This window comes from Aliidiomarina sedimenti (assembly GCF_003986955.1).
Classification (GTDB): Bacteria; Pseudomonadota; Gammaproteobacteria; order Enterobacterales; family Alteromonadaceae; genus Aliidiomarina; species Aliidiomarina sedimenti.
On the sequence record NZ_PIPN01000001.1, the window covers coordinates 872,318 to 893,267 of the forward strand.

The window sequence follows — 20,950 nt, forward strand, 5'->3', positions numbered from 1 at the left end:
ACCGATGTCAATTCAGCGAATTCAGCCTCAACAAACCAGCACAGAGTGGTTAAATGCGTTACAAAGTAGCGGCCACAGCCTGTGTCTGGACGAACTCCTCGCCTACCGCCAGTTGCGTACGGTCCAGCTTGGCCGGCAAAACCGGCTACCGGCCCGCGGCCGCAGCGGCAGTAGCCTGAGTAAATTGAAAGGCCGCGGCATGGAGTTTGATGAAGTGCGCCACTACCAAAGCGGCGATGACATTCGCGCCATCGACTGGCGGGTCACCGCACGCACCGGCAAAGCACACACCAAGCTATTCCGCGAAGAGAAAGAACGTCCATTGTTCTTTTTTGTCGACTTAGGCCCCAGCATGCAGTTTGGCAGCCAGCTGTTGTTTAAATCGGTCCAGGCCGCCCACGTCTGTGCGGCGCTTGCCTGGCAAGCTGCCTACCGTGGTGATCGCATCGGCGGTCTGGTTTTTAATCAACGCCGCCATGTCGAAGCCAAACCTCTGGGGCGCGATAAGGGCGTGTTGCGTTTTCTGCATCATGTCACCGAACTGAATAACGAAGTTGGGCCAATGCCAGTCGCCGGGACTTTTGCCAGCAACCTGAAACGTTTACGCCAGGTGGTTAAAACCGGCGCTCAGGTCTATTTACTGAGCGATTTTCATCAACTCAACGAGAGCATGGTCAGCGACTTGCGAGCGCTTAGTCAGCACAATGCGGTGCAGGCTATTTTGCTCAGTGATCCGCTTGAACACGAATTACCGCAGGTCCAAGCAACCAAAGTTCAGGCCGTGGATGAAGACTTTACCCGCGAGTTCTGGCTTGGCGATAAACGGACCAACGCTATCTATAAACAGCAAAGCAGTGCCTGGCTGGACAAACGGGTACAGCTTCTGGCGCAGGCACGCATCAGCACCACCTCGATCGATGCCAGCCAGCCACTGTCACTGCAGTGGCAGGAGTTGCAGCGATGAGTTCAGATCTTGGCTTACATGACATTGCCGATACCTATAGTGTCAGTTGGTGGCCTCTGGCCTGGGGTTGGTGGGTACTTATCGCTCTATTGATAGTACTTCTCGGCGGTGTGTGTTTCTGGCTTATACAGCGGGCCCGTCAGCGGCGCGGTATGCGCCTGTTGCGGGCACAGCTTAAACACCCGTTACCCTCGTTGTCTGCCGTCAATCTGACCCTCAAACAGGCTGCCTTGCTCTATTACCCACGCCAGCAAATAGCGGCGTTGCATTCTGAACAATGGCAGGCGTTTCTCCTAGAGCAGTTGCCGCCACACAAGCAAGCCGCTTTCGCGCCGCGCTTTAATCAATTTCAGGCGGTCCAGTACCAGCCGCACGACGCAGCTACGGTTGCCGCGTATCAGCAGCTAATTGCTGACTGGGCGAGTGCGGCCTGGCCACCTAAGCATCGCCAGGGAGCTGCGTAATGTTTGAATTTGCCCTTTGGTGGGTCTGGTTTCTGCTTCCGTTACCCTGGATAGTTCGTAAAGTCAGCCCCGAGCAACGTCAGTCACAAATTCCGCTTAGCCTGCCCAGAGCCGCGCGTTTTATTTCGCCGCGACAGGTTCAGCACCCCGGAAGAATTCGCCTTTGGTTACTCCCCGGCCTGGTTTGGCTTGCATTAATAGCCACCCTCGCACAACCGCAATGGGTTGGCGAACCGGTTCCCATGCAGCAAGAACGGCGTGAAATGATGATTGCGCTCGATTTGTCAGGCAGTATGCAGGCCGACGACATGACGCTTAATGGGCGTCAGGTCACTCGTTTACAAGCCGCTCACAACATTCTTGCTGAATTCATCGAGCGTCGCCATGGCGACCGTATCGGCCTCATCGTGTATGCCGACAATGCGTTTGTGTATTCGCCGTTAACCTCCGATCTGACGGCGCTGGCTCAGCTTGCCCGCGAGGCTCAACTGGGACTGGCTGGTCAGCGAACCGCGTTGGGCGATGCCATAGGCCTGGCCATCCGCACCCTGCGTGAACGTGATTCCGAGAACAACGTTATCCTCCTGCTCACCGATGGCATGATCAATTCAGGCGCTATCGATGCCCGTGAAGCTCTGACTCTCGCACGCAATGGCGGCATCCGCGTACATACCGTTGGTATCGGATCGGATGAAATGGTGGTACAAAGCTGGTCTGGAGAGCGACGCATCAACCCCAGTGCCGAACTGGATGAAAGCTTCCTCAATGAGCTTGCGTCTGTTTCTGGCGGTGACTATTTCCGGGCCCGTAACGAAGCTGAAATGCGCCGCGCGTATGACATTATTGACCAGTTAGAACCCGTATTGGGTGACGACCAGTATATGCGCCCACGCACCGCTCTGGCCCACTGGCCATTGTCAGTCGCTTTTACCTTAAGCCTGTTCTTGCTGCTGCAACGACGCCTCCACCTGCGCCAGTTACGCGCTCAGCCACGAACGAGGAGACGCTAATGGAAGACTTTCACTTCCTCCGCCCCGGGTGGTTATTCAGTCTAATCGGACTTGTTGTCCTGCTCCCCTGGCTGTGGTCACAACTGGGTCGTAACAGTGGCTGGCAAAAAGTCATTGCCAGTCATTTACAGCCGGTTCTTTTGGCTCCCAGCGGCGCAAGCAGTCGTCGCACCGCGCCACTGCTGATACTTTGTGCCGCCTGGGTAATTGCCAGCCTGTCCCTGGCCGGCCCGGCCTGGGAAAAAGCCCCAGCTCCGGTATATCAAACCGAACGCGGTACGGTGATCGTGATGGATATGAGCATGAATACCCGGGCCACTGACATTAGTCCTGACCGTCTTACCCGGTTACGCTTTAAGGCTTTGGACCTTGTCGCTGAACTGGATGACGCCCAGATCGGCCTTATCGCCTATGCCGGCGATGCATTTGCAATATCCCCGTTAACCCACGACCACGGTAATATTCAGGCGATGGTGCCCGCCATGTCACCAGAGATCATGCCAGTGGCTGGCAATTATCCACTACTTGCGATGCGCGAAGCAGACCGCATGTTGCGCGATGCCGGATTCGAACAGGGTGAAATTTATTGGTTTGCAGCCGGCATGGAACAGGATGATCTGCAGGAACTCACCCAGTTTTTCCGCTCACGTCAGCATCGGGTCAGTACTATTATCGCTGGCGATGACGAAAGCACGCCCATTCGCTTAAGCAGTGGCGAAATGCTTCGCGATACCCTTGGCCGCATAACCATGGCCCGGCTTAACCCGAGCTTCTTTGAGCGTGTCAGTGTCGCCACCGGCGGTGTTAGTGTGCGGGTAGAAGCCGGTAACAGCGATATTCAACGCGTTATTGACCAGGGACCACTGAATGAACGTGCCGGCGAGCAAGCCGATGATATGAGCAGTGACCAGTGGATTGACCGCGGCCCTTATCTGGCCTGGCTGTTACTTCCTCTCGCCTTGCTAATGGCACGTCGGGGTGCATTGCTATGTCTGCTTTGCCTTCCTTTCGCAGCGTTCCACAGCCCGGTCTCAGCACAGCAGCAGACGCAAAACGAAGTGCTTGATAACGCATTTCAAAATCGTCAGCAGCGCGCTGATGAAGCCTATCAGCAAGGCGATTATGAAAAGGCTGCCTCTCTTTTCCCCGACCCCATGATGCGCGCCAATGCACTGTATCGTGCAGGTGACTACGCAGCGGCCTTAAGCGCTTATTCGGAGACAGGCGATAGCGCCGAGCGCTGGTACAACAGCGGCAACAGCCTCGCCCAGCTTGGTCAGTTCGATGAGGCGATCGAAGCGTACCAGCGTGCCCTGGAAAAGCGTCCCGGATGGTCTGAAGCGGAGCAGAATAAAGCCAAAGTGGAGCAAATGCGCGAACAGCAGCAACAAAACGAGTCGCAAGGTGAGCAACAGAGCGAAACCGATGAGCGGGAACAGTCCGATCAAAACGAACAGGGGCAGTCTGACGATCAGCAGCAATCTGATGAGCCGGAAACAGGGTCTGATAGCGCACCGTCTCCGCCTTCGGATGAGCAGCCTGAAAATCAAGCCGAAGAGGAAACAGAAAGCGAGCAGTCAGAACAGCAACAAGAGTCGGAATCCGAGCCCGGCGATGAGTCAGAGCTGGACGGACAGCCACCAGCGACTGCACAAGATCAGGAGAGACTAAACGAGGATGATCTTAGCGATGAAGAGCGTGCCGAGCTTGAACAGCTGTTACGACGGATGGAGAGCGACCCTGCTATTCTACTGCGTAACCGCATGCGACTGGAGGCAGAGCGTCGCCAGTATAATCAACCACCAAGAGGAGCCCGTCAGCCGTGAGTCATGCTAAATACTGGTTAAGTCTAACCCTGCTCGCGATTGCCCTGCTGCATTCCGGCTCTGCATTTGCGCTCACCGTCAACGCTGAGGTCGATAAAAATCCGGTCATTGTTAACGAATCATTCACCCTGACCGTCACCGCGAGCGATGATTTACCACGCAACGCATTTCGCAACGATACATTGCTGCGTGACTTCGTCGTCGGCGCCACCTCCGTTGACCGTTCAACACGACTTATCCAGGGTCAAATGAGTCGGCAAACACGCTGGCAAGTCACCTTAGTGGCGCGACGTCCGGGCAGCTATCAGATCCCCGCTTTCGAGATAGACGGTCAGCGCACCTCACCGATTCAGCTCGAGGTGATTGAAGCCAGCGAGAGCGAGAACGAGCGAGGCCCCGTGTTTGTCACTGCCAGCATCGACAATGACAATCCTTACATTCAGCAACAAGTCCGTTACACCGTTCGTTTGCACCTGGCACAGGTACTCGAAAGCGGTTCAATAAGTCCGCCCGAAATCGACCACGCCGATATTCAGCAAAGTGGTAATGACGACGAAACTCAGCAGTTAATCGATGGCACACGCTACCGGGTAATTGAACGAACCTATTTTATTACTCCCCGTCGTAGTGGTGCGATTACCATAGGCGGTAGCCGCTTTGACGGACAAATTCGCGATAGTAGCGAACGTAGCTTCGCCTCATTCAGCCGTCCACAAAGTGTGACTGCATTGGCGCCCGATATTGAAATCAATGTGCGGCCGCAGGTTGAAAGCTTCGATGGTCGCTGGTTACCCAGTAAACAAGTGGTCCTGAATGATGAGCTTGATGACCAGCAGCGCTTCATCGTTGGTGAACCTATAACCCGTCATATCACGCTAACAGCTCAAGGAGTCCGCGACGAACAGCTGCCTGATATCAGCACCGATTACCCGGCTGGTCTGCGTTACTACGCTGAGCGAACCGAACGGGAAAGCTACAGTCGAGATGGCGAACGTATTGCGCAGGCGACCTTCCGTGGGGTGATTTTACCGTCACAGCCAGGCACCTTTGAATTGCCAGCGGTCGAAGTAAGCTGGTGGGATGTCGAAGACGAGCAAATGCGCACCGCGCGTGTTGAAAGCCGGGAAATTACCGTGCACGCCCCGGCAGGTGGAATGCCTTCTCCCTCAGCTCAGCCCGCCGACGGGTCCTCCACTGAAGATCCCGCGGCAACCGATTCTGCAACAGGGGGTGAAACTGAAGATACAGCAGAGCGCTCCGCCGATGTCAGCAGCCCAGGTGCAGACCGCACTGCCACGGACGCTGTATGGCAAATTACCAGTGTCGTACTATTCATTCTCTGGTTGCTGACCCTGGTCATCTTTGCCTGGTTCTACTGGCGTACTCGACATCGTCAGCCTTCACCACAGCCGGCTCAGACAGCCAGTGACAAGGTTCCGGCTGCAAGCCGCAAGCCACTGCAGCAGCTGAAAGTTGCCTGCCGTGCCAATCAGCCTCAGGCCGCACGCCAGGCACTACTCGCCTGGGTCAACAGCACCACCACGGAGCATCATTGTGCAACCCTCGATGACGTCAGCAGCTATTTCGCCAGTACGTCATTGACCGCTCAATTAAACGCCTTGCAAGAGGCACTCTACCGACCACAAAGCCAGTGGCAGCAAGGTGATGCGCTATGGCAAAGCATTCAACTGCTGCACCGGCGCCACAAACAGCAAACCGATAACCACCGCCTTCCCCCGCTCTATCCCACCGGGCGTTAGCGCAGCGATGGAGCCACGGAAAACAAAAAAGCTCGTGTCTTATGACACGAGCTTTTTAATTTATTGCTGAAGAACTAAGTATTAAAGATTACGGGTAATACTCGCGTCTTCTTTCAAAGCTTCCATAATTGCACGGTAAGCAGCGTCTGCGTAACGGTTTTCAAAACGCTGACGCAGTTCACTAGCACCATCGTCACTCACTTCACCTTCGGTGACGTCAGTCAGCGCGACAATGGCTACGTCGCCACCGCGTAGCTCAGCGATATCGGCTGAAACCGCATCGTCAGACGGCGCTGGTAACCGGAATAACTGGCTAACCACGCCTGCTGGTAACTCCGAGTCGTTGCGCGAAACGTCGCTAAAGCTTTCAGCCTCAACACCCTCAGGCAGTTCGCCAGCGCGGTATTGGGCCAGCAATTCATTCGCTGCCCGACGAGCTTCGTCACGCGCTTTACGCATCACCAAAGCTTGTTCAATATCACTGCGCACGTCATCCAGCGGCGTCAGACTCGCGGGTTCATACTCGTTCACACGCACAACGTAACTGCGCTCATCGACTTCAACCAGTTCACTGTTGAGGTTGTCGCGCAACACGTCGGAATCAAACACTGCATTCAGTAAACGCTGATCTGCAAACTCATTCACGCCCTCACGGTCCATCCATTCGCTGCGCTGGATGTCCAGCCCAGTTTCTTCAGCGGCTGGTTGCAAGCTCTCTGGTGCTTCGAAACTAACCCGCGACAGGGTCTGCTGCAGCGTAAAATACTGCTGCTCAGCTTCCTGCTGGCGTAAGTTTTCTTTAATGGTCTCAGCCACTTCTTCATAGGGGTCAAGCTGAGTTTCGCGTAGTGAGGTCAGTTTAACCAAGTGAAAACCAAATTCTGATTCAACGATATCAGATACATCACCCTCATTATCCAGCGCAAAACCTGCATCTTCGATATCAGGGTCGATCATACCGCGTTCAAGGCGTCCTAACAGGCCGCCATCCTGACCACTAAAGGTATCGTCCGAATACTCAGCTGCCAGCTCGGCAAAGTCTTCACCAGCTTCTAGGCGGCTGGCAATGTCTTCAATCCGACTGCGCGCGTCGGCGTCATTACCTTCGACCAGAATATGCGCGATCTCGCGACGTTCAGGCGTTCGGAAATTGCCAGGGTTCTGCTCATAGAAGTCCCGTGCCTGAGCATCATCAATGCTGACCGACTCAAGAATGTCATTAAACTCGAGCACGATATAGTCAACGCGAACTCGCTCGTCGGTTTCAAAACGCGCTTCGTTTTCGGCATAAAAGGCTTCGATTTCGTCTTCGCTGACACTCACAACATCGGTGTAGCTCTGTGCTGGTACGCGGATGTACTCACCGCTACGACGCTGATTCTGAAGGCGCTGATACGCTTCTGCTTCGCTCGGAAGCATGAATTCAGACATCAACGCGCCTTGCAGGAAGGTGGTGCGGCCAAGTTCGCGCACCATGTAATCGCGAAATTGCTCAGGCGTAAACCCAGCATTCGTCAGCAACGCTACATAGCGGTCATTGTTGAACTGACCATTAATCTGAAAATCCGGCATGTTGCGGATAGCATCACGGATCTGCTGTGGACCAGGGCGAAAACCCTGCTCACTTGCAAACTGAGTCGCCAGACGTTCTTCGATCAAACGTTCAAGCACACCCTGACGGAATTCGCCCATGTAATCTTCGTCGGCGAACAGCGTTTCCACAAAATCGCCAAGTTCGTCTTCCATCTGAGCACGTTCATTCTGATACGCACGGTCAAAGTCCGTACGAGAAATCTTTTCGCCATTCACCTCGGCCACATGGTCGTCGGCATTTCCACCCAAATAGCCACTCACCCCGGTCAGGGCAAAGGTAAGGATAATCAGGAAAAGGATAATTTTAGCGACGGGTCCCTTGGAACCTTCACGAATCCTATCGAGCATAATGCAATCTCTTTATCGGGTTAATTACTGTCTGCTATTTGTTAAACTAACTATAAAAAAAGCGCACCGAATCCGGTGCGCTTCTTAAGTCGTCACCTCGCCAGATACTAACACAATTAGTCTCTGCGGGTGCAGTTTTCGCTAACAAAAATGGCGGAGTGGACGGGACTCGAACCCGCGACCCCCGGCGTGACAGGCCGGTATTCTAACCAACTGAACTACCACTCCAAATTAAAGGCACCCTCGCGGGTGCCTTCAATGTATTTCTTTGTTGCCTTGCTTAGTTAACGGCGTCTTTTAACGCTTTACCAGCTTTAAAAGAAGGCACTTTGGCAGCAGAGATCTGGATAGTTTCGCCAGTTTGCGGGTTGCGGCCAGTGCGCGCAGAACGCTCACGAACGCTGAAAGTACCAAAGCCAACCAGAGCAACCTGGTCGTCATTTTTCAAAGCTTCTGTTACTGCATCGATCATCGAGTCTAAAGCACGACCTGCAGCCGCTTTCGAGAGTTCAGCATCTGCTGCAATTTTGTCTATTAGCTGAGACTTGTTCACAGTATCATCCCCTTACATTGTTATTATGGAGTTCCTTGGAACCATCAAAAAAATGGGCCAGAAAAGTTTATAACAAGCTTATATCTTTAGTTCAAGGTACTAGTGCTTTTACTAAAGTATTTGCGAAAGTCCTCTATACCTTGCTCAGCAAGGGCTGGAGTAACTTTCCTAAGGCTATCACAGTCGTTGCGTATGAAAAGCCTTTTTCAGCATTTTTAACAAGTTTTTCGTTAAAAAAGTGCCTCTCGCCTATTTTTTCTTCCCTGCACCCGCCACTTTTACTGCATTTACCGGGTTATTCTCCAATGCCAGCTGTAAAACCTGGTCAATCCATTGCACCGGATGAATGTCTAAATCACCCTTGATGTTATCTGGAATTTCCTTTAAGTCACGTTCATTATCTTTCGGGATCAGGACGCGGGTGATCCCACCACGGTGGGCTGCCAGTAGTTTCTCTTTCAGCCCGCCGATAGCAAGAACTTCACCACGCAGGGTAATTTCACCCGTCATGGCCACATCCGAACGCACCGGATTTCCCGTCAATGAAGACACTAATGCAGTGACCATTGCAATACCAGCACTGGGTCCGTCTTTGGGCGTCGCGCCCTCGGGCACATGCACGTGCACGTCGCGTTTCTCATAAAAGTCGTCGGCGATACCAAGCTTGTCGGCACGGCTACGAACCACCGTCATGGCGGTGCTAATCGACTCTTTCATCACGTCACCAAGCGAACCGGTGAAGGTTGTTTTCCCTTTCCCGGGCACACTGGTCGCTTCAATGGTCAGTAAATCGCCACCAACCTGAGTCCATGCCAGCCCAGTCACCTGACCTATCTGGTTGCTCTCTTCTGCTTTGCCAAAGTCAAAACGCTGCACACCAAGGTAGTCTTCAAGCTCTTTGCCGGTAATGGTTATCGACTTGGTATCTTTCTTAATCAATATGTTACGAACTGCTTTACGGCATAGCTTAGAAATTTCGCGTTCCAGATTACGCACCCCAGCTTCACGGGTGTAATAGCGAATAATTCCGGTAATAGCATCATCCGCAATTTTTAGCTCATTCTTACGTAAGCCATTTCGCTCCATCTGTTTCTCAACTAAATGGCGCTTGGCAATATTGAGCTTTTCATCTTCGGTATACCCGGATAGCCGGATAACTTCCATCCGATCCAGCAATGGCGCTGGAATGTTCATGCTGTTTGATGTCGCCACGAACATAACGTCAGACAGGTCGTAATCAACTTCCAGATAATGGTCGTTAAAGCTGCTATTTTGCTCCGGATCCAGGACCTCAAGCAACGCCGAGGCGGGGTCGCCGCGCATATCGGACGACATCTTATCGATTTCATCCAGCAGGAAGAGCGGGTTACGTACCCCGACTTTGGCCATTTTCTGGATCAGTTTGCCCGGCATCGAACCAATGTAAGTCCGACGGTGCCCACGGATCTCAGCTTCATCCCGCACCCCACCGAGCGCCATGCGAATGTACTTGCGCCCCGTCGCCTTAGCAATCGATTGGCCAAGCGAGGTCTTACCAACGCCGGGAGGCCCGACCAAACATAAAATCGGACCTTTTACTTTACTGGTACGTTGCTGCACCGCCAGATACTCGATAATCCGCTCTTTAACTTTCTCCAGACCATAGTGGTCGGCATCCAGAACTTCTTCGGCTTTGGCCAGGTCTTTCTTCACCCGTGAACGCTTTTTCCACGGAATCGATACCATCCAGTCAATGTAGCCACGCACCACTGTCGCTTCTGCCGACATCGGCGACATCATTTTCAGTTTCTGCAGCTCGGCTTTGGTTTTGTCGCGGGCTTCCTCCGGCATTTGTGCATCTTCAATCTTCTGTTCAAGCTGCTCAAATTCGTCGACACCGTCCTCGCTCTCACCAAGCTCTTTCTGAATCGCTTTCATTTGCTCATTCAGGTAGTACTCGCGCTGGCTCTTTTCCATCTGTTGCTTCACGCGACTGCGGATTTTCTTCTCCACCTGAAGGATATCGATTTCACCTTCCATCATCGCCATCAGATGTTCAATACGCTCACGCACATCGATGATTTCCAGAGCATGTTGCTTGTCAGCCAGTTTCAACGGCATATGTGCCGCCATCGTATCGGCCAGCCGGTCAGCATCCTCAATCCCCTGCAACGAGGTAATAACTTCCGGAGGAATTTTCTTGTTCAGTTTGACGTAGCCTTCAAACTGATTCATCGCTGAACGGACCAGAATTTCTTCTTCTTTCTCATCTAAAGGCGCAACGTCAAGCAGTTCAACGTCACCCTGAAAGAACTCATCGCTGTCTTCAAATTCAACAACTTTACCGCGCTGCTTACCTTCAACCAGCACTTTTACCGTGCCATCGGGTAATTTCAGCATCTGTAAAATAGTGGCAACCGCACCAACCTGATAGATATCCTCAGCGTGTGGCTCATCGACGCTGGCATCTTTTTGCGCGACCAGGAAAACCTGCTTATCACGGTCCATCGCCTCATCAAGGCAGCGAATCGATTTCTCCCGCCCGACAAATAACGGAATCACCATATGCGGGTAAACCACTACATCACGCAGTGGCAGCACAGGAAGGCTTAAGCGCTCGCTGTTCTTATCTGTCATCATTATCTCCATTTCGGCGCTAATAAAGTTACTATGTTAAATATGAGGTCTTGGCTATAAAGTTCAATAGCTAGCACAAAAAAAGGGCCAATAAGGCCCTTTTTTTCATTCAACTGCTGATTTATTCAACTTATTCGCCAGATGCCTTCGCATCTTTCTTGTTGCCATAAATCAAAATTGGGTCAGATTCACCGTTAATTACCGTTTCGTCAATCACCACTTTACTGACATCTTCCTGAGATGGCAGATCATACATGGTGCCCAACAACACATCTTCAACGATAGAACGCAGACCACGAGCACCAGTATTGCGTGCCAATGCTTTACGCGCTATCGCACGTAAACCGTCATCACGAAACTCCAGTTCAACCTCTTCCATTGCCAGCAACGCTGCATACTGCTTGGTCAGTGAGTTCTTCGGCTCTTTTAAGATTTGCACCAACGCATCTTCATCCAGCTCATTGAGGCTGGCTACCACTGGCAGACGCCCAATAAACTCTGGAATCAGACCGTATTTGACCAAATCTTCCGGTTCAACCTGAGCCAGAATATCGCCACTCGGTTTGCTCTTCTTGGCTTTAACTTCCGCCGAGAAACCAATACCTGCACCAACCGCCAGACGCTGCTCGATCACTTTATCCAGGCCCGAGAACGCCCCACCACAGACGAACAGAATCTTAGAGGTATCAACCTGCAAGAACTCCTGTTGTGGATGCTTACGTCCGCCCTGCGGAGGAACCGATGCGATGGTTCCTTCAATCAGTTTAAGCAGTGCCTGCTGCACGCCTTCGCCTGATACGTCCCGGGTAATCGAAGGGTTATCTGACTTGCGTGAAATCTTATCGATTTCATCAATATAAACGATACCACGTTCCGCTTTTTTCGGGTCGTAATCACATTTTTGCAGCAGCTTCTGAATAATATTCTCAACGTCCTCACCCACATAACCGGCTTCGGTCAGGGTGGTGGCATCCGCCATCGTAAAAGGCACATCGAGGAAACGGGCTAAGGTTTCTGCGAGCAGCGTTTTACCACTACCCGTTGGCCCGATCAGCAAAATATTACTTTTGCCAAGCTCTACATTTTCGTACACACCAGAATTGAGCAAACGTTTATAGTGATTATAAACGGCCACCGACAGGACTCGCTTCGCGCGGTCCTGACCAATTACGTAATCATCCAGGTTTTTCCGGATGTCATGCGGCGTCGGTACGTCATCTTCATCACGCTGCGGAGAAATTTCTTTAATTTCCTCGCGCAGAATGTCATTACACAGGTCGACACACTCGTCGCAAATAAACACCGAAGGGCCGGCGATTAACTTGCGTACTTCGTGTTGGCTTTTGCCACAGAAGGTACAGTACAGTGCTTTACCTTCTTTCTCGCCGTCGCCGCTTGTTTTATCTGTCATCTAACTCTCCAGCGCTGATTCTCTGCTGACTGATTCTCCTGACTACTATTTGTTGCCTCGATGAGTCAGTACAGAGTCCACAATACCATATTCCACCGCACTCTGCGCACTCAAAAAGTTGTCACGGTCGGTATCCATAGCGACCCGCTCAACATCCTGACCGGTGTGCTCAGCTAAAATACGGTTCAGTTTATCTTTAATATACAGAATTTCTCTGGCATGGATCTCTATGTCCGATGCCTGGCCCTGGAAACCGCCTAAAGGCTGGTGAATCATCACCCGCGAGTTTGGCAGGCAATAGCGTTTGCCCTTAGTCCCCGCGGCCAGTAAAAATGCGCCCATGCTGGCGGCCTGGCCCATACACACAGTGCTCACATCATTTTTGATGAATTGCATGGTGTCATAAATGGCCATACCGGCGGTAACCGAGCCACCTGGTGAATTGATATAGATATTAATGTCTTTTTCCGGATTCTCAGATTCCAGAAATAGCATTTGCGCCACTATCAGGTTGGCCATATGTTCTTCAACCTGGCCACAAAGGAAAATAACACCCTCTTTCAGTAACCGGGAATAAATGTCAAACGAGCGCTCACCCTTCGAGGTTTGCTCAATGACCATAGGCACCAATGCGGCCATTGGATCAGGGGTAGAATTGTGCATAAAACGAAATGCTCCTTAATAAAAATGGCTCGAGTGAAATCCCACCCGAGCCATTAAACCAATTCCGAACTAATTCAGCAATGCTTATTGCTGTGGCGGATTCATCACCTCGTCAAACTTCATCTGCTTCTCAGTGGTCTGAGCTTTTTCCAGAATCAGTTCAACTGCCTGCTCTTCCAACGCCATATTACGAACCTGCTGCATAAGCTGTTCGTTGGTGTTGTAGTAGTCGATCACTTCTTGTGGATCTTCATACGCAGACGCAGTGGTTTCGATCAGTTCTTTGACCTTAGCGTCATCTACTTTCAGTTCGTTGGTGCGAATAACTTCACCTAGCAAAATACCCACTTGCGCGCGTTCTTTCGCTTGCTCTTCAAATAGCTCAGCAGGCAGTTCAGGCATGTTCTTGGCGTTGTCGCCAAAACGCTGCAGGGCCTGCTGACGTAAGGTGTTCACTTCCTGCTCTTTCAGTGCAGTCGGAACTTCAACGTCGCTATTGGCAGCCAACAAGCCTTTAATCACCTGTTGCTTAACCTTGTTATTGACCGCGCTTTTCAGTTCGCGCTCCATGTTTTTCTTCACTTCAGCGCGCAGCGCATCGACACCACCTTCGGTGATACCAAACTGAGCCACGAACTCATCAGTCAGTTCAGGCAATTCCTGCTCTTCAACTTTCTTCACGGTGATCGCGAATTGAGCCTTCTTACCTTTCAGGTTTTCAGCGTGGTAGTCATCCGGGAATGCTACGTCGATGGTTTTTTCTTCGCCGGTCTTCATGCCAACGATGCCATCTTCAAACCCTGGAATCATGCTGCCTTTACCCATTTCCAGTGCGAAGTCTTCAGCTTTACCGCCTTCGAACTCTTCACCGTCGATGCTACCTACGAAGTCGATAGTGACACGGTCGTCTGCTTTTGACTTCCGCTTCACTTCTTTCCAGCCAGCGTGTTGTTTACGCAGCGTATCCATCATGGTGTCGACGTCAGCGTCAGTCACGTCCGCGACCGGCTTTTCAACTTCAACTTTTTCCAGATCTTTCAATTCAATTTCTGGATACACTTCAAAAATCGCAACGAATTCTAGGTCTTTACCTTTCTCGTTGGTTTTTGGTTCAAATTTTGGTGCGCCAGCTGGGTTCAGCTTTTCCTGAATCATCGCTTCAACGTAATGCTGCTGCATAGTTTGCATCGCAACATCCTGGCGAATGGCCTGGCCATAACGCTTTTCAATCACGCTTACCGGTACTTTACCCGGGCGGAAGCCATCGATACGGGCACGACGAGCTTCTTGTTGAACCTGCTTCTTAACTTCGTTATCGATTTTTTCTGCCGGCACTGTAATCGTTGCGCGGCGCTCTAAACCTTGAGTTGTTTCTACGGAAACCTGCATTACTAACCTACCTCAACATCACCTGGATGGCTGCTCATCGAGTCGCTTATTTGAATCGCTTGGATGAGCTCACGTTAAAAATTGACGCGACATTATAGCCAGCTGCGCCGCTCACGTCGAGAACTGCGGCCAAATTTCTCAACAAATACTGCTAATTGACAACGAAGTGGACTAAGGTAGTTTTAACAGACTGCTCGGACAGCTGAGTCAACAATAACAATCATAAAGCAGGAATCACTTACCATGCACAACACATTCTCAGAGGCCCTTATTGAGCAGTTACCAATAGGCATTCTATGGCGCTACCTCGAGCCTGACACGGCTAGCCAACGCGTCTATTGCAATCCCGCCGCCCAGCGCTTATTGAAGCTCAATAAACGCGACATATCAATGCCTGAAATCGCCGCTCTGGCGCTGACCCTGGATACTGAACTTAGCATCAAAAAAACCAGCGAAGCTTTGTTACCCAACCCGATTCAACAGGCACTGGATGGGGAACTGATTGACCGCCGGGATCTGCTGTTCGGCCAGCTCCCGCTCCATCTCAAATCGCTTCGCTTCAGCGTCAACCAACAACAGGTCTGCGCGGCTCTGATCCAGCCACGTGATCATCGCCTGTTTATAGAGTCAGCAGAAACCGGTGACATGTCAGGTATTGAGTTATCTCTGCGCGATACCCTGGCATTTGATAAATTGATATCTGAACTCTCTTCGCGGCTGATTAATGCTGAAGGCAGCCAAATCGACCAGCATATAGAAGCCGCATTGGCAGCCATGGGCCAGTTCGGTCTGGCGGACCGCTGTTATGTATTTCAGTTTAACGCCACCCTGGACCAGATACATAATAGCCACGAATGGGTCCGCGAGGGAGTAAGTGCCCATCTTGACGAGCTACAGCACATTGCGCAGGAGGATCTCCCCTGGTTCTTTGCCAACATGCGCGAAGAAGGGCTAATGGTAGTTCACGATGTCGCCACATTGTCTGCCGAGGCGAGCAACGAACGCGAACTATTCGACAGCGAAGATATTCGCTCAATCGTCTGTGTGGCTATGCAGGCAGGTGGCCAGCTGATCGGCTTTGTTGGTTGCGATATGGTCGCCCGCCAGCGTCACTGGTCAGAAGCGGATATTCGCCGCCTTAAGCTTGTGGGAGAAATCATTGCCCAGGCATTGCAAAGCCAACAATATCTGAAAGCGCTTAGCGCCACCCAGCGTCAACTGATCGAAGCCAACCAGCGATTACATCAACTGGTTGGTGAGGATAGTCTGACTGGTTTAGCCAACCGCCGCCAGTTCGACCATGAACTGGATACCGAAATGCGTCGTTCGATGCGCCAGCAGCAACCACTAAGTCTGATGATGATTGATGTCGACCACTTTAAATCGTTTAATGACACCTATGGTCATTTAAATGGTGACGATGCCTTGCGCACCGTCGCCAATTTATTACACAGCCACTTTAAACGCAGTGGCGAACTGGTCTGTCGTTTTGGCGGTGAGGAGTTTGCTGTGTTATTACCGGGCGCCAATAAAAGCCAGGCGGTGGAAAGCGGCGGCCACCTGCTGGAAAAAATGGCTCAGCTTGGTATTCATCACGCCGCTGCAGAAAGCGGTTTGCTAAGTCTTAGTATTGGCATTGCCTGCGCGCCGGAAGACTGTGGAGATGACCCCTCCGCATCGGCAGCGATTCTCGCTAACAACCTCTTACAACAAGCCGACCAGGCTCTCTACCAAGCGAAAAAGGAAGGACGAAATTGCGTTATCAGTACTCTGTTGCAACCGAGCCAGGCGTTGTATGACTCAGATGAGTAATCGCACACATCGAACCACCACTGAGGGGCCGTTTCTGCGCCACTGGCAGGCTGAAATTATTCGTCAGCGTGAACTGCACTGGGGCCCCGTGGCTGACGACGCGGCACGACGGATGGCGGCTACCTGCAGCAACCCGGATGACAAATTACTGACCCGTGCGGCTCGACTTTGCCACGACCTCGCTCTTGATAATGACATTCAGCGCTATCGGCGACTACTCACATTAACCCTAAGCCTGCTGGCCCTGCTCGCAGTGATCAGCGGAATCGCCTTAGCCAGCAGCATAAGCCCCCAGCACGCTCGCACCATTAGTTTATTAGATGCCATGATAGCCTTATTGCTGATTAATACACTGCTCATGATCGGCTGGGCGGCTGGCATGCTTATCCGCAGCAAGCCAGGCGGGATAGGTGCCTTCTTACTGCACTATATGCCTGGTTTGGTACGCAGTCCGTCGTTACTTCCCATTATGCAGGCGCATACCAGCCTGGCACTGCACCAGGGGTTGATGCGACCCGCCTTATCGGCCGTTACTCATGGCTTCTGGTTACTGCTGCTCGCGACCACCTTTATCACCCTGGTAATCCGTTTTATTGGCTTCGATTACCAGTTTGTATGGCGCACCACCTTACTCAGCGAAACCAACGTGGCTACCCTGGTCGAGGTCCTTCATATTGTGCCGGGGCTTTTTGCGTTTGAGCAACCGTTGGTCACCTTCGGCGCCACTGGCGATGCAGCAAGTCAGCGCGCAATTGCTATCTGGTTACTCGCTTGCCTGTTCTTTTATGCCATAACGCCAAGAGCGCTGCTCTTCATTGGCTGCGACCTGTACCGCCGCTACCGCTTAGCCAACTTAAAGGTAAACTGGCAGCTTGCCGGCTTCAGTGAGCTGCGTGAGCAACTCGCCGATGCGCCGTCAACTGATACGGATACCAGTGACAACAGTATCAAGGTACTGCCAACACAAACTACTTATCGCCATTCTGTAATCAACAGCGATCCGGCATGGTTTACCCTCGAATGGCCACTCAGCGAGGCTCTATATATACCGCTGGCGGAACTGCCGATAACGCCTTTAGGTAACGTCAGCTCACGCGAAGAACGCCAGCAGCTGCTGACCGGGATTGCCCGCCACCCGCGCCAAATAATGGCAGTTATCAACCCCGAACTGACCCCTGACCGCGGCAGCCTGCGCTTGCTTGCGGAGATCAGTTCACACTGTCCGCTGGCGTTATTTGTACCCCCGGGAGGACGCAGCCAGCTATGGCGGAACAGCCTCGACGAGCATCTTAAATTGCCAGTCTTACAGAACAAAGAGGAGGCTGAGGCATGGCTTCGCACCCTTTAAAATTAGCCATCGTTGGTCACACCAACGTGGGCAAAACCTCTTTACTGCGAACGCTCGCGCGGGACAGTCTGGTCGGCGTGGTCGCGGCAAGCCCGAGCACCACTCAACAGGTTGTGGCTGGTCGTATTCGTACCGATGATGGCGAGCAAATTGAGCTGTTTGACACCCCGGGACTGGAAGATGGAATTGGCCTGTTTGATTATATGTCCCGTTTGCAAACCGCCACCAACCGGCATGACGGCCCTGCTCTGTTGCAGTCGTTTCTGAGCAGTCCGGAAGCAAAGGGCCAGTACGCTCAGGAAGCCAAAGTCATTGCTCAGCTGTTAGCCAGCGATGCTGCACTCTATGTCATTGATGCCCGTGACCCAGTCTTACCCAAGTTTCAGGACGAACTGGCGGTTCTTAGTAAAAGTGCCCGCCCTATTCTGCCAGTGCTTAACTTTACTGCCAGCAAAGCCCATAACGCTGAAGCCTGGCATCAGGCCCTGGCGCGGGTCAATCTGCATGCATGGGTCGAATTTGATAGCGTCACGCCTCAGCTGGATGGCGAAATAACCATTTATCAGCGTCTGCAGACCCTGCTCCCTGCATGGCGCGATCACCTGCAGCGTTTTATACATGGGCTTGCCAGCACTCAATCACGGCGTTATCACAATGCCTGCCAGCTTATCGCTGAGTTAATGATTGACTGTGCCGCCTTGCGGGAGCGTATCACGCCGCAGGCAGACGACGCTTTAAAGCAGCATATCAACAGCTTGCAGCAGCACGTGCGACGACGTGAACAGAGCTGTGTTCACGGCTTATTGAAGCTTTATAATTTCACCCCTGAAAGTGTCAAAATTGACGCCATTGCGATTCAGAACGGACGCTGGGAACTCGACTTGTTTAGTCCACAAAGCCTGCGTCAATTTGGTATTAAAGCCAGTGGTGGTGCCGCCACTGGTGCTGCCGCCGGCGCTGGCATCGATGTGTTATTGCTGGGTAGCAGCATGGGTGCAGGGACACTGATTGGCGCCGCTGCCGGCGGGCTATGGCAAAGTTGGCGTAATATGGGCAAACGACTGCAACAAAAATGGCGTGGTTATCGTGAACTCACCGTGGATGACGCCGTACTTAAATTATTGCTCAGTCGCCAGCTTCAACTGTTGCAGGTACTCACTCAGCGAGCCCATGCCGCCACGCAGCCAGATGCGGTCGACAGCGAGCGGCTTTATAGCCGTCTGCAACAACAGGAGTACCTGTGGGAGCTCATACAGCGCGCCCGCAGCCACCCTGAATGGTCGTCGGTGCTAGCGCCCTCCTTTATCGATTCAGAAGCTCGTCAGCATTTACACACTAAACTAACCGAGCAGTTGACAAAGGTACAAATTCCGTCAAAGTAGGAGTTCAGAATCATAATAATAAAAGTGCGTATGGCAAATTGGATAGCAACACTTTCACTTAGTATGCTGTCGCTGACATTAGTGGCGTGCAGCTCGACTCCTCCCTCATCGCCACGAAGCTCGGTGGCTGCAGAGGGTAATACGCTGGTCGTCGATGGTTTTATCAACCAGAATACAATAAGCCAGATTAAACAGTTTACCGCTCAGCAGCGTTTCACCAGTCTGCGGGTAAACAGTGAAGACGGAGAACCGCTGGCGGCATTGCAACTGGGTAACTGGATTCATCGCAATGATCTGGACGTTACCGTAGATGGCGTATGTCTGCGTGCATGTGCCAATTACATTTTTACTGCGGGCAACGATAAGCACTTGCGGCCGGGCAGTATTGTGGCATGGTCAGGTGGTGCACTCGAAGACTCCTGGACGCAGCAATATCAGAACTACCTGATGCCTGGTGTGCGTTACATTCTGGAAAATTACCTCGATCGCCTCTATCGCCGCGAAGCCCGTTTTTTTGAACGCACTGGTGTCGACCAGAAAATTACTATCTATGGTCACCATCCGGAATCAGGGTGTAGTGAACAACAGGCGAAAAACGGCTTTTATTACTCGGTTCCTCACTTACTGCGCATGGGCGTGACTAAAATCTATACCGACGCCCACTGGAGCGATGCTTTTGCGCATTATCCCGAGCAATACTGTGAAGTTGAGCTAAGCTCTGAACTAGAGGTTTTTACTATATAAAACAATAGAGTGAGGTATTAATGGCGGTTCATAAAGGACGTATCAGGATGCCGCAGGTGATGGTCAACCACGAAGGTGGCCCCCGTCATATCGGTGTTGAACTTGAAATGAGCGGTTTGTCCATTGATCAGCTCGCCGAAGAAGTCGCCACTCAGCTAGACCTCACTATCGAAAAAACCAGCCGTTACCAGTATAACCTGCGCGGTGATAAAGACGGCGACTGGCTGGTTGAACTCGACTTTCAGCTGCTCAAAAAAATGGGCGAAGAGGAGCGAGACGAAAAAGACTTCGGCAATGACATCGAAAGCCTTCTTGAAATGGTTTCCAAGCCTCTGGTGCCGCATGAATTAGTCAGTCCGCCATTAGAGCTTAAACGCCTCCCCGAAGTTCAGGTACTGATTGAACGCTTACGCAACGCGGGCGCTAAGGGGACCTCTGAATCGGTGCTGAATGCCTTCAGTATGCAACTGAACCCGGAAACACCGGCGCTCGACGTAACCACGCTGACAGCCTATCTTAAGTCATTTCTTTGCCTCTACGAGTGGTTGTTTGAAGAAGCCTCGATCAATATGACGCGGCGTATCACCACCTATGTCGACCCGTTTCCCCGTAAGTACGTAAAGAAAGTCCTTGCGCCAGACTACTGGCCAGAGAACTGCGAAACTCTGATCCGCGATTATCTTATCGACAACCCAACCCGCAACCGGGCACTGGACATGTTGCCGTTGTTTTCGCACATCGACGCCGATCTGGTCGAAGAATACACCTCCGATCCTTTGATTAAATCGCGTCCGGCTTTCCATTATCGACTGCCAAACTGCGAAATTCATTTACCTGACTGGGGCATCCATCTGGCCTGGGACGGTTGGTTGCAGGTCGAAGCACTGGCGCAGGACAAACGACGCCTAAATGCCTGTGCCAAAGCCTACACACGAGTTTTGAACGCGCCATGGTGGCAACGCTTACTCAGTGGAAAAGGCCGTGCCTGGCATCGCCAGTTAGACCGCAAGTGGCTGGTTAGTTTGGGCAATTCTGATTGTTGATGGTTTCCAAAGCAAGCAAACCCG

16 protein-coding genes and 1 tRNA gene are annotated in these 20,950 nt (G+C 52.0%); 10 read left to right on the forward strand and 7 right to left on the reverse strand.

What is annotated here, in order from left to right:
* The first annotated feature begins 4 nt into the window (after positions 1-4).
* From CWE12_RS04225 to CWE12_RS04245, 5 genes are read left to right on the forward strand one after another with little or no spacing between them, the layout of a single operon-like run.
* Positions 5-964: a DUF58 domain-containing protein gene (locus CWE12_RS04225; RefSeq protein WP_126788396.1), complete on the forward strand. Its 960-nt coding sequence runs from the start codon at positions 5-7 to the stop codon at positions 962-964.
* Positions 961-1,428: a DUF4381 domain-containing protein gene (locus CWE12_RS04230; protein ID WP_126788397.1), complete on the forward strand. Its 468-nt coding sequence runs from the start codon at positions 961-963 to the stop codon at positions 1,426-1,428. Before CWE12_RS04225 ends, CWE12_RS04230 begins: the two co-directional genes overlap by 4 nt.
* Entirely contained in the window at positions 1,428-2,438 is a 1,011-nt protein-coding gene (locus CWE12_RS04235; RefSeq protein ID WP_126788398.1) for a VWA domain-containing protein, read from the forward strand. The genes CWE12_RS04230 and CWE12_RS04235 overlap by 1 nt, the downstream gene beginning before the upstream one ends.
* Positions 2,438-4,264, forward strand: coding sequence for a tetratricopeptide repeat protein (locus CWE12_RS04240; protein ID WP_126788399.1), 1,827 nt, complete (start codon positions 2,438-2,440; stop codon positions 4,262-4,264). The genes CWE12_RS04235 and CWE12_RS04240 overlap by 1 nt, the downstream gene beginning before the upstream one ends.
* A complete protein-coding gene (locus CWE12_RS04245) occupies positions 4,261-6,024 on the forward strand; it encodes a BatD family protein (protein WP_126788400.1) in 1,764 nt (587 codons plus the stop codon). Before CWE12_RS04240 ends, CWE12_RS04245 begins: the two co-directional genes overlap by 4 nt.
* Before the next feature lie 81 nt (positions 6,025-6,105).
* Here CWE12_RS04245 and CWE12_RS04250 read toward each other — a convergent pair whose 3' ends face one another.
* From CWE12_RS04250 to tig, 7 genes are all read right to left on the reverse strand, one after another.
* A complete protein-coding gene (locus CWE12_RS04250) occupies positions 6,106-7,965 on the reverse strand; it encodes a SurA N-terminal domain-containing protein (RefSeq protein WP_126788401.1) in 1,860 nt (619 codons plus the stop codon).
* 151 nt (positions 7,966-8,116) lie between these two features.
* A tRNA-Asp gene (locus tag CWE12_RS04255) sits at positions 8,117-8,193 on the reverse strand.
* 52 nt (positions 8,194-8,245) lie between these two features.
* Entirely contained in the window at positions 8,246-8,518 is a 273-nt protein-coding gene (gene hupB, locus CWE12_RS04260; protein ID WP_111569533.1) for a nucleoid-associated protein HU-beta, read from the reverse strand.
* Between the two features lie 249 nt (positions 8,519-8,767).
* Positions 8,768-11,134, reverse strand: a complete 2,367-nt coding sequence (lon, locus tag CWE12_RS04265; protein WP_126788402.1) for an endopeptidase La — start codon at positions 11,132-11,134, stop codon at positions 8,768-8,770.
* Positions 11,135-11,264: 130 nt separating this feature from the next.
* Positions 11,265-12,545, reverse strand: coding sequence for an ATP-dependent protease ATP-binding subunit ClpX (clpX, locus tag CWE12_RS04270; protein ID WP_126788403.1), 1,281 nt, complete (start codon positions 12,543-12,545; stop codon positions 11,265-11,267).
* 45 nt (positions 12,546-12,590) lie between these two features.
* Positions 12,591-13,208: an ATP-dependent Clp endopeptidase proteolytic subunit ClpP gene (gene clpP, locus CWE12_RS04275; RefSeq protein WP_126788404.1), complete on the reverse strand. Its 618-nt coding sequence runs from the start codon at positions 13,206-13,208 to the stop codon at positions 12,591-12,593.
* A gap of 84 nt (positions 13,209-13,292) precedes the next feature.
* Positions 13,293-14,597, reverse strand: a complete 1,305-nt coding sequence (gene tig, locus CWE12_RS04280) for a trigger factor (protein WP_126788405.1) — start codon at positions 14,595-14,597, stop codon at positions 13,293-13,295.
* Positions 14,598-14,840: 243 nt separating this feature from the next.
* Here tig and CWE12_RS04285 point away from each other — a divergent pair, with 243 nt between their 5' ends.
* Genes CWE12_RS04285 through CWE12_RS04305 form a run of 5 tightly spaced genes read left to right on the forward strand, consistent with a single transcriptional unit; the run spans position 14,841 to position 20,926 of the window.
* On the forward strand, positions 14,841-16,409 hold the full coding sequence (locus CWE12_RS04285) for a GGDEF domain-containing protein (RefSeq protein ID WP_126788406.1): 1,569 nt from the start codon (positions 14,841-14,843) through the stop codon (positions 16,407-16,409).
* On the forward strand, positions 16,402-17,757 hold the full coding sequence (locus tag CWE12_RS04290; protein ID WP_157981921.1) for a DUF2868 domain-containing protein: 1,356 nt from the start codon (positions 16,402-16,404) through the stop codon (positions 17,755-17,757). The genes CWE12_RS04285 and CWE12_RS04290 overlap by 8 nt, the downstream gene beginning before the upstream one ends.
* Positions 17,739-19,139 carry a GTPase/DUF3482 domain-containing protein gene (locus CWE12_RS04295; protein ID WP_126788408.1) on the forward strand — a complete coding sequence of 467 codons (1,401 nt, stop codon included), beginning with the start codon at positions 17,739-17,741 and terminating at the stop codon, positions 19,137-19,139. Before CWE12_RS04290 ends, CWE12_RS04295 begins: the two co-directional genes overlap by 19 nt.
* A gap of 30 nt (positions 19,140-19,169) precedes the next feature.
* The gene (locus CWE12_RS04300) at positions 19,170-19,883 is read left to right on the forward strand and encodes a hypothetical protein (protein WP_126788409.1); all 714 of its coding nucleotides are present in this window, start codon (positions 19,170-19,172) and stop codon (positions 19,881-19,883) included.
* 20 nt (positions 19,884-19,903) lie between these two features.
* Entirely contained in the window at positions 19,904-20,926 is a 1,023-nt protein-coding gene (locus tag CWE12_RS04305) for an amidoligase family protein (protein ID WP_126788410.1), read from the forward strand.
* Positions 20,927-20,950: the final 24 nt, after the last annotated feature.

Bases quoted from the DNA above. Each gene is read 5' to 3' on its own strand.
- CWE12_RS04225 (WP_126788396.1), top strand. From the start codon at position 5: ATGTCAATTCAGCGAATTCAGCCTCAACAAACCAGCACAGAGTGGTTA.
- CWE12_RS04230 (WP_126788397.1), top strand. From the start codon at position 961: ATGAGTTCAGATCTTGGCTTACATGACATTGCCGATACCTATAGTGTC.
- CWE12_RS04235 (WP_126788398.1), top strand. From the start codon at position 1,428: ATGTTTGAATTTGCCCTTTGGTGGGTCTGGTTTCTGCTTCCGTTACCC.
- CWE12_RS04240 (WP_126788399.1), top strand. From the start codon at position 2,438: ATGGAAGACTTTCACTTCCTCCGCCCCGGGTGGTTATTCAGTCTAATC.
- CWE12_RS04250 (WP_126788401.1), bottom strand. From the start codon at position 7,965: ATGCTCGATAGGATTCGTGAAGGTTCCAAGGGACCCGTCGCTAAAATT.
- lon (WP_126788402.1), bottom strand. From the start codon at position 11,134: ATGACAGATAAGAACAGCGAGCGCTTAAGCCTTCCTGTGCTGCCACTG.
- clpX (WP_126788403.1), bottom strand. From the start codon at position 12,545: ATGACAGATAAAACAAGCGGCGACGGCGAGAAAGAAGGTAAAGCACTG.
- clpP (WP_126788404.1), bottom strand. From the start codon at position 13,208: ATGCACAATTCTACCCCTGATCCAATGGCCGCATTGGTGCCTATGGTC.
- tig (WP_126788405.1), bottom strand. From the start codon at position 14,597: ATGCAGGTTTCCGTAGAAACAACTCAAGGTTTAGAGCGCCGCGCAACG.
- CWE12_RS04285 (WP_126788406.1), top strand. From the start codon at position 14,841: ATGCACAACACATTCTCAGAGGCCCTTATTGAGCAGTTACCAATAGGC.
- CWE12_RS04290 (WP_157981921.1), top strand. From the start codon at position 16,402: ATGAGTAATCGCACACATCGAACCACCACTGAGGGGCCGTTTCTGCGC.
- CWE12_RS04295 (WP_126788408.1), top strand. From the start codon at position 17,739: ATGGCTTCGCACCCTTTAAAATTAGCCATCGTTGGTCACACCAACGTG.
- CWE12_RS04300 (WP_126788409.1), top strand. From the start codon at position 19,170: ATGGCAAATTGGATAGCAACACTTTCACTTAGTATGCTGTCGCTGACA.
- CWE12_RS04305 (WP_126788410.1), top strand. From the start codon at position 19,904: ATGGCGGTTCATAAAGGACGTATCAGGATGCCGCAGGTGATGGTCAAC.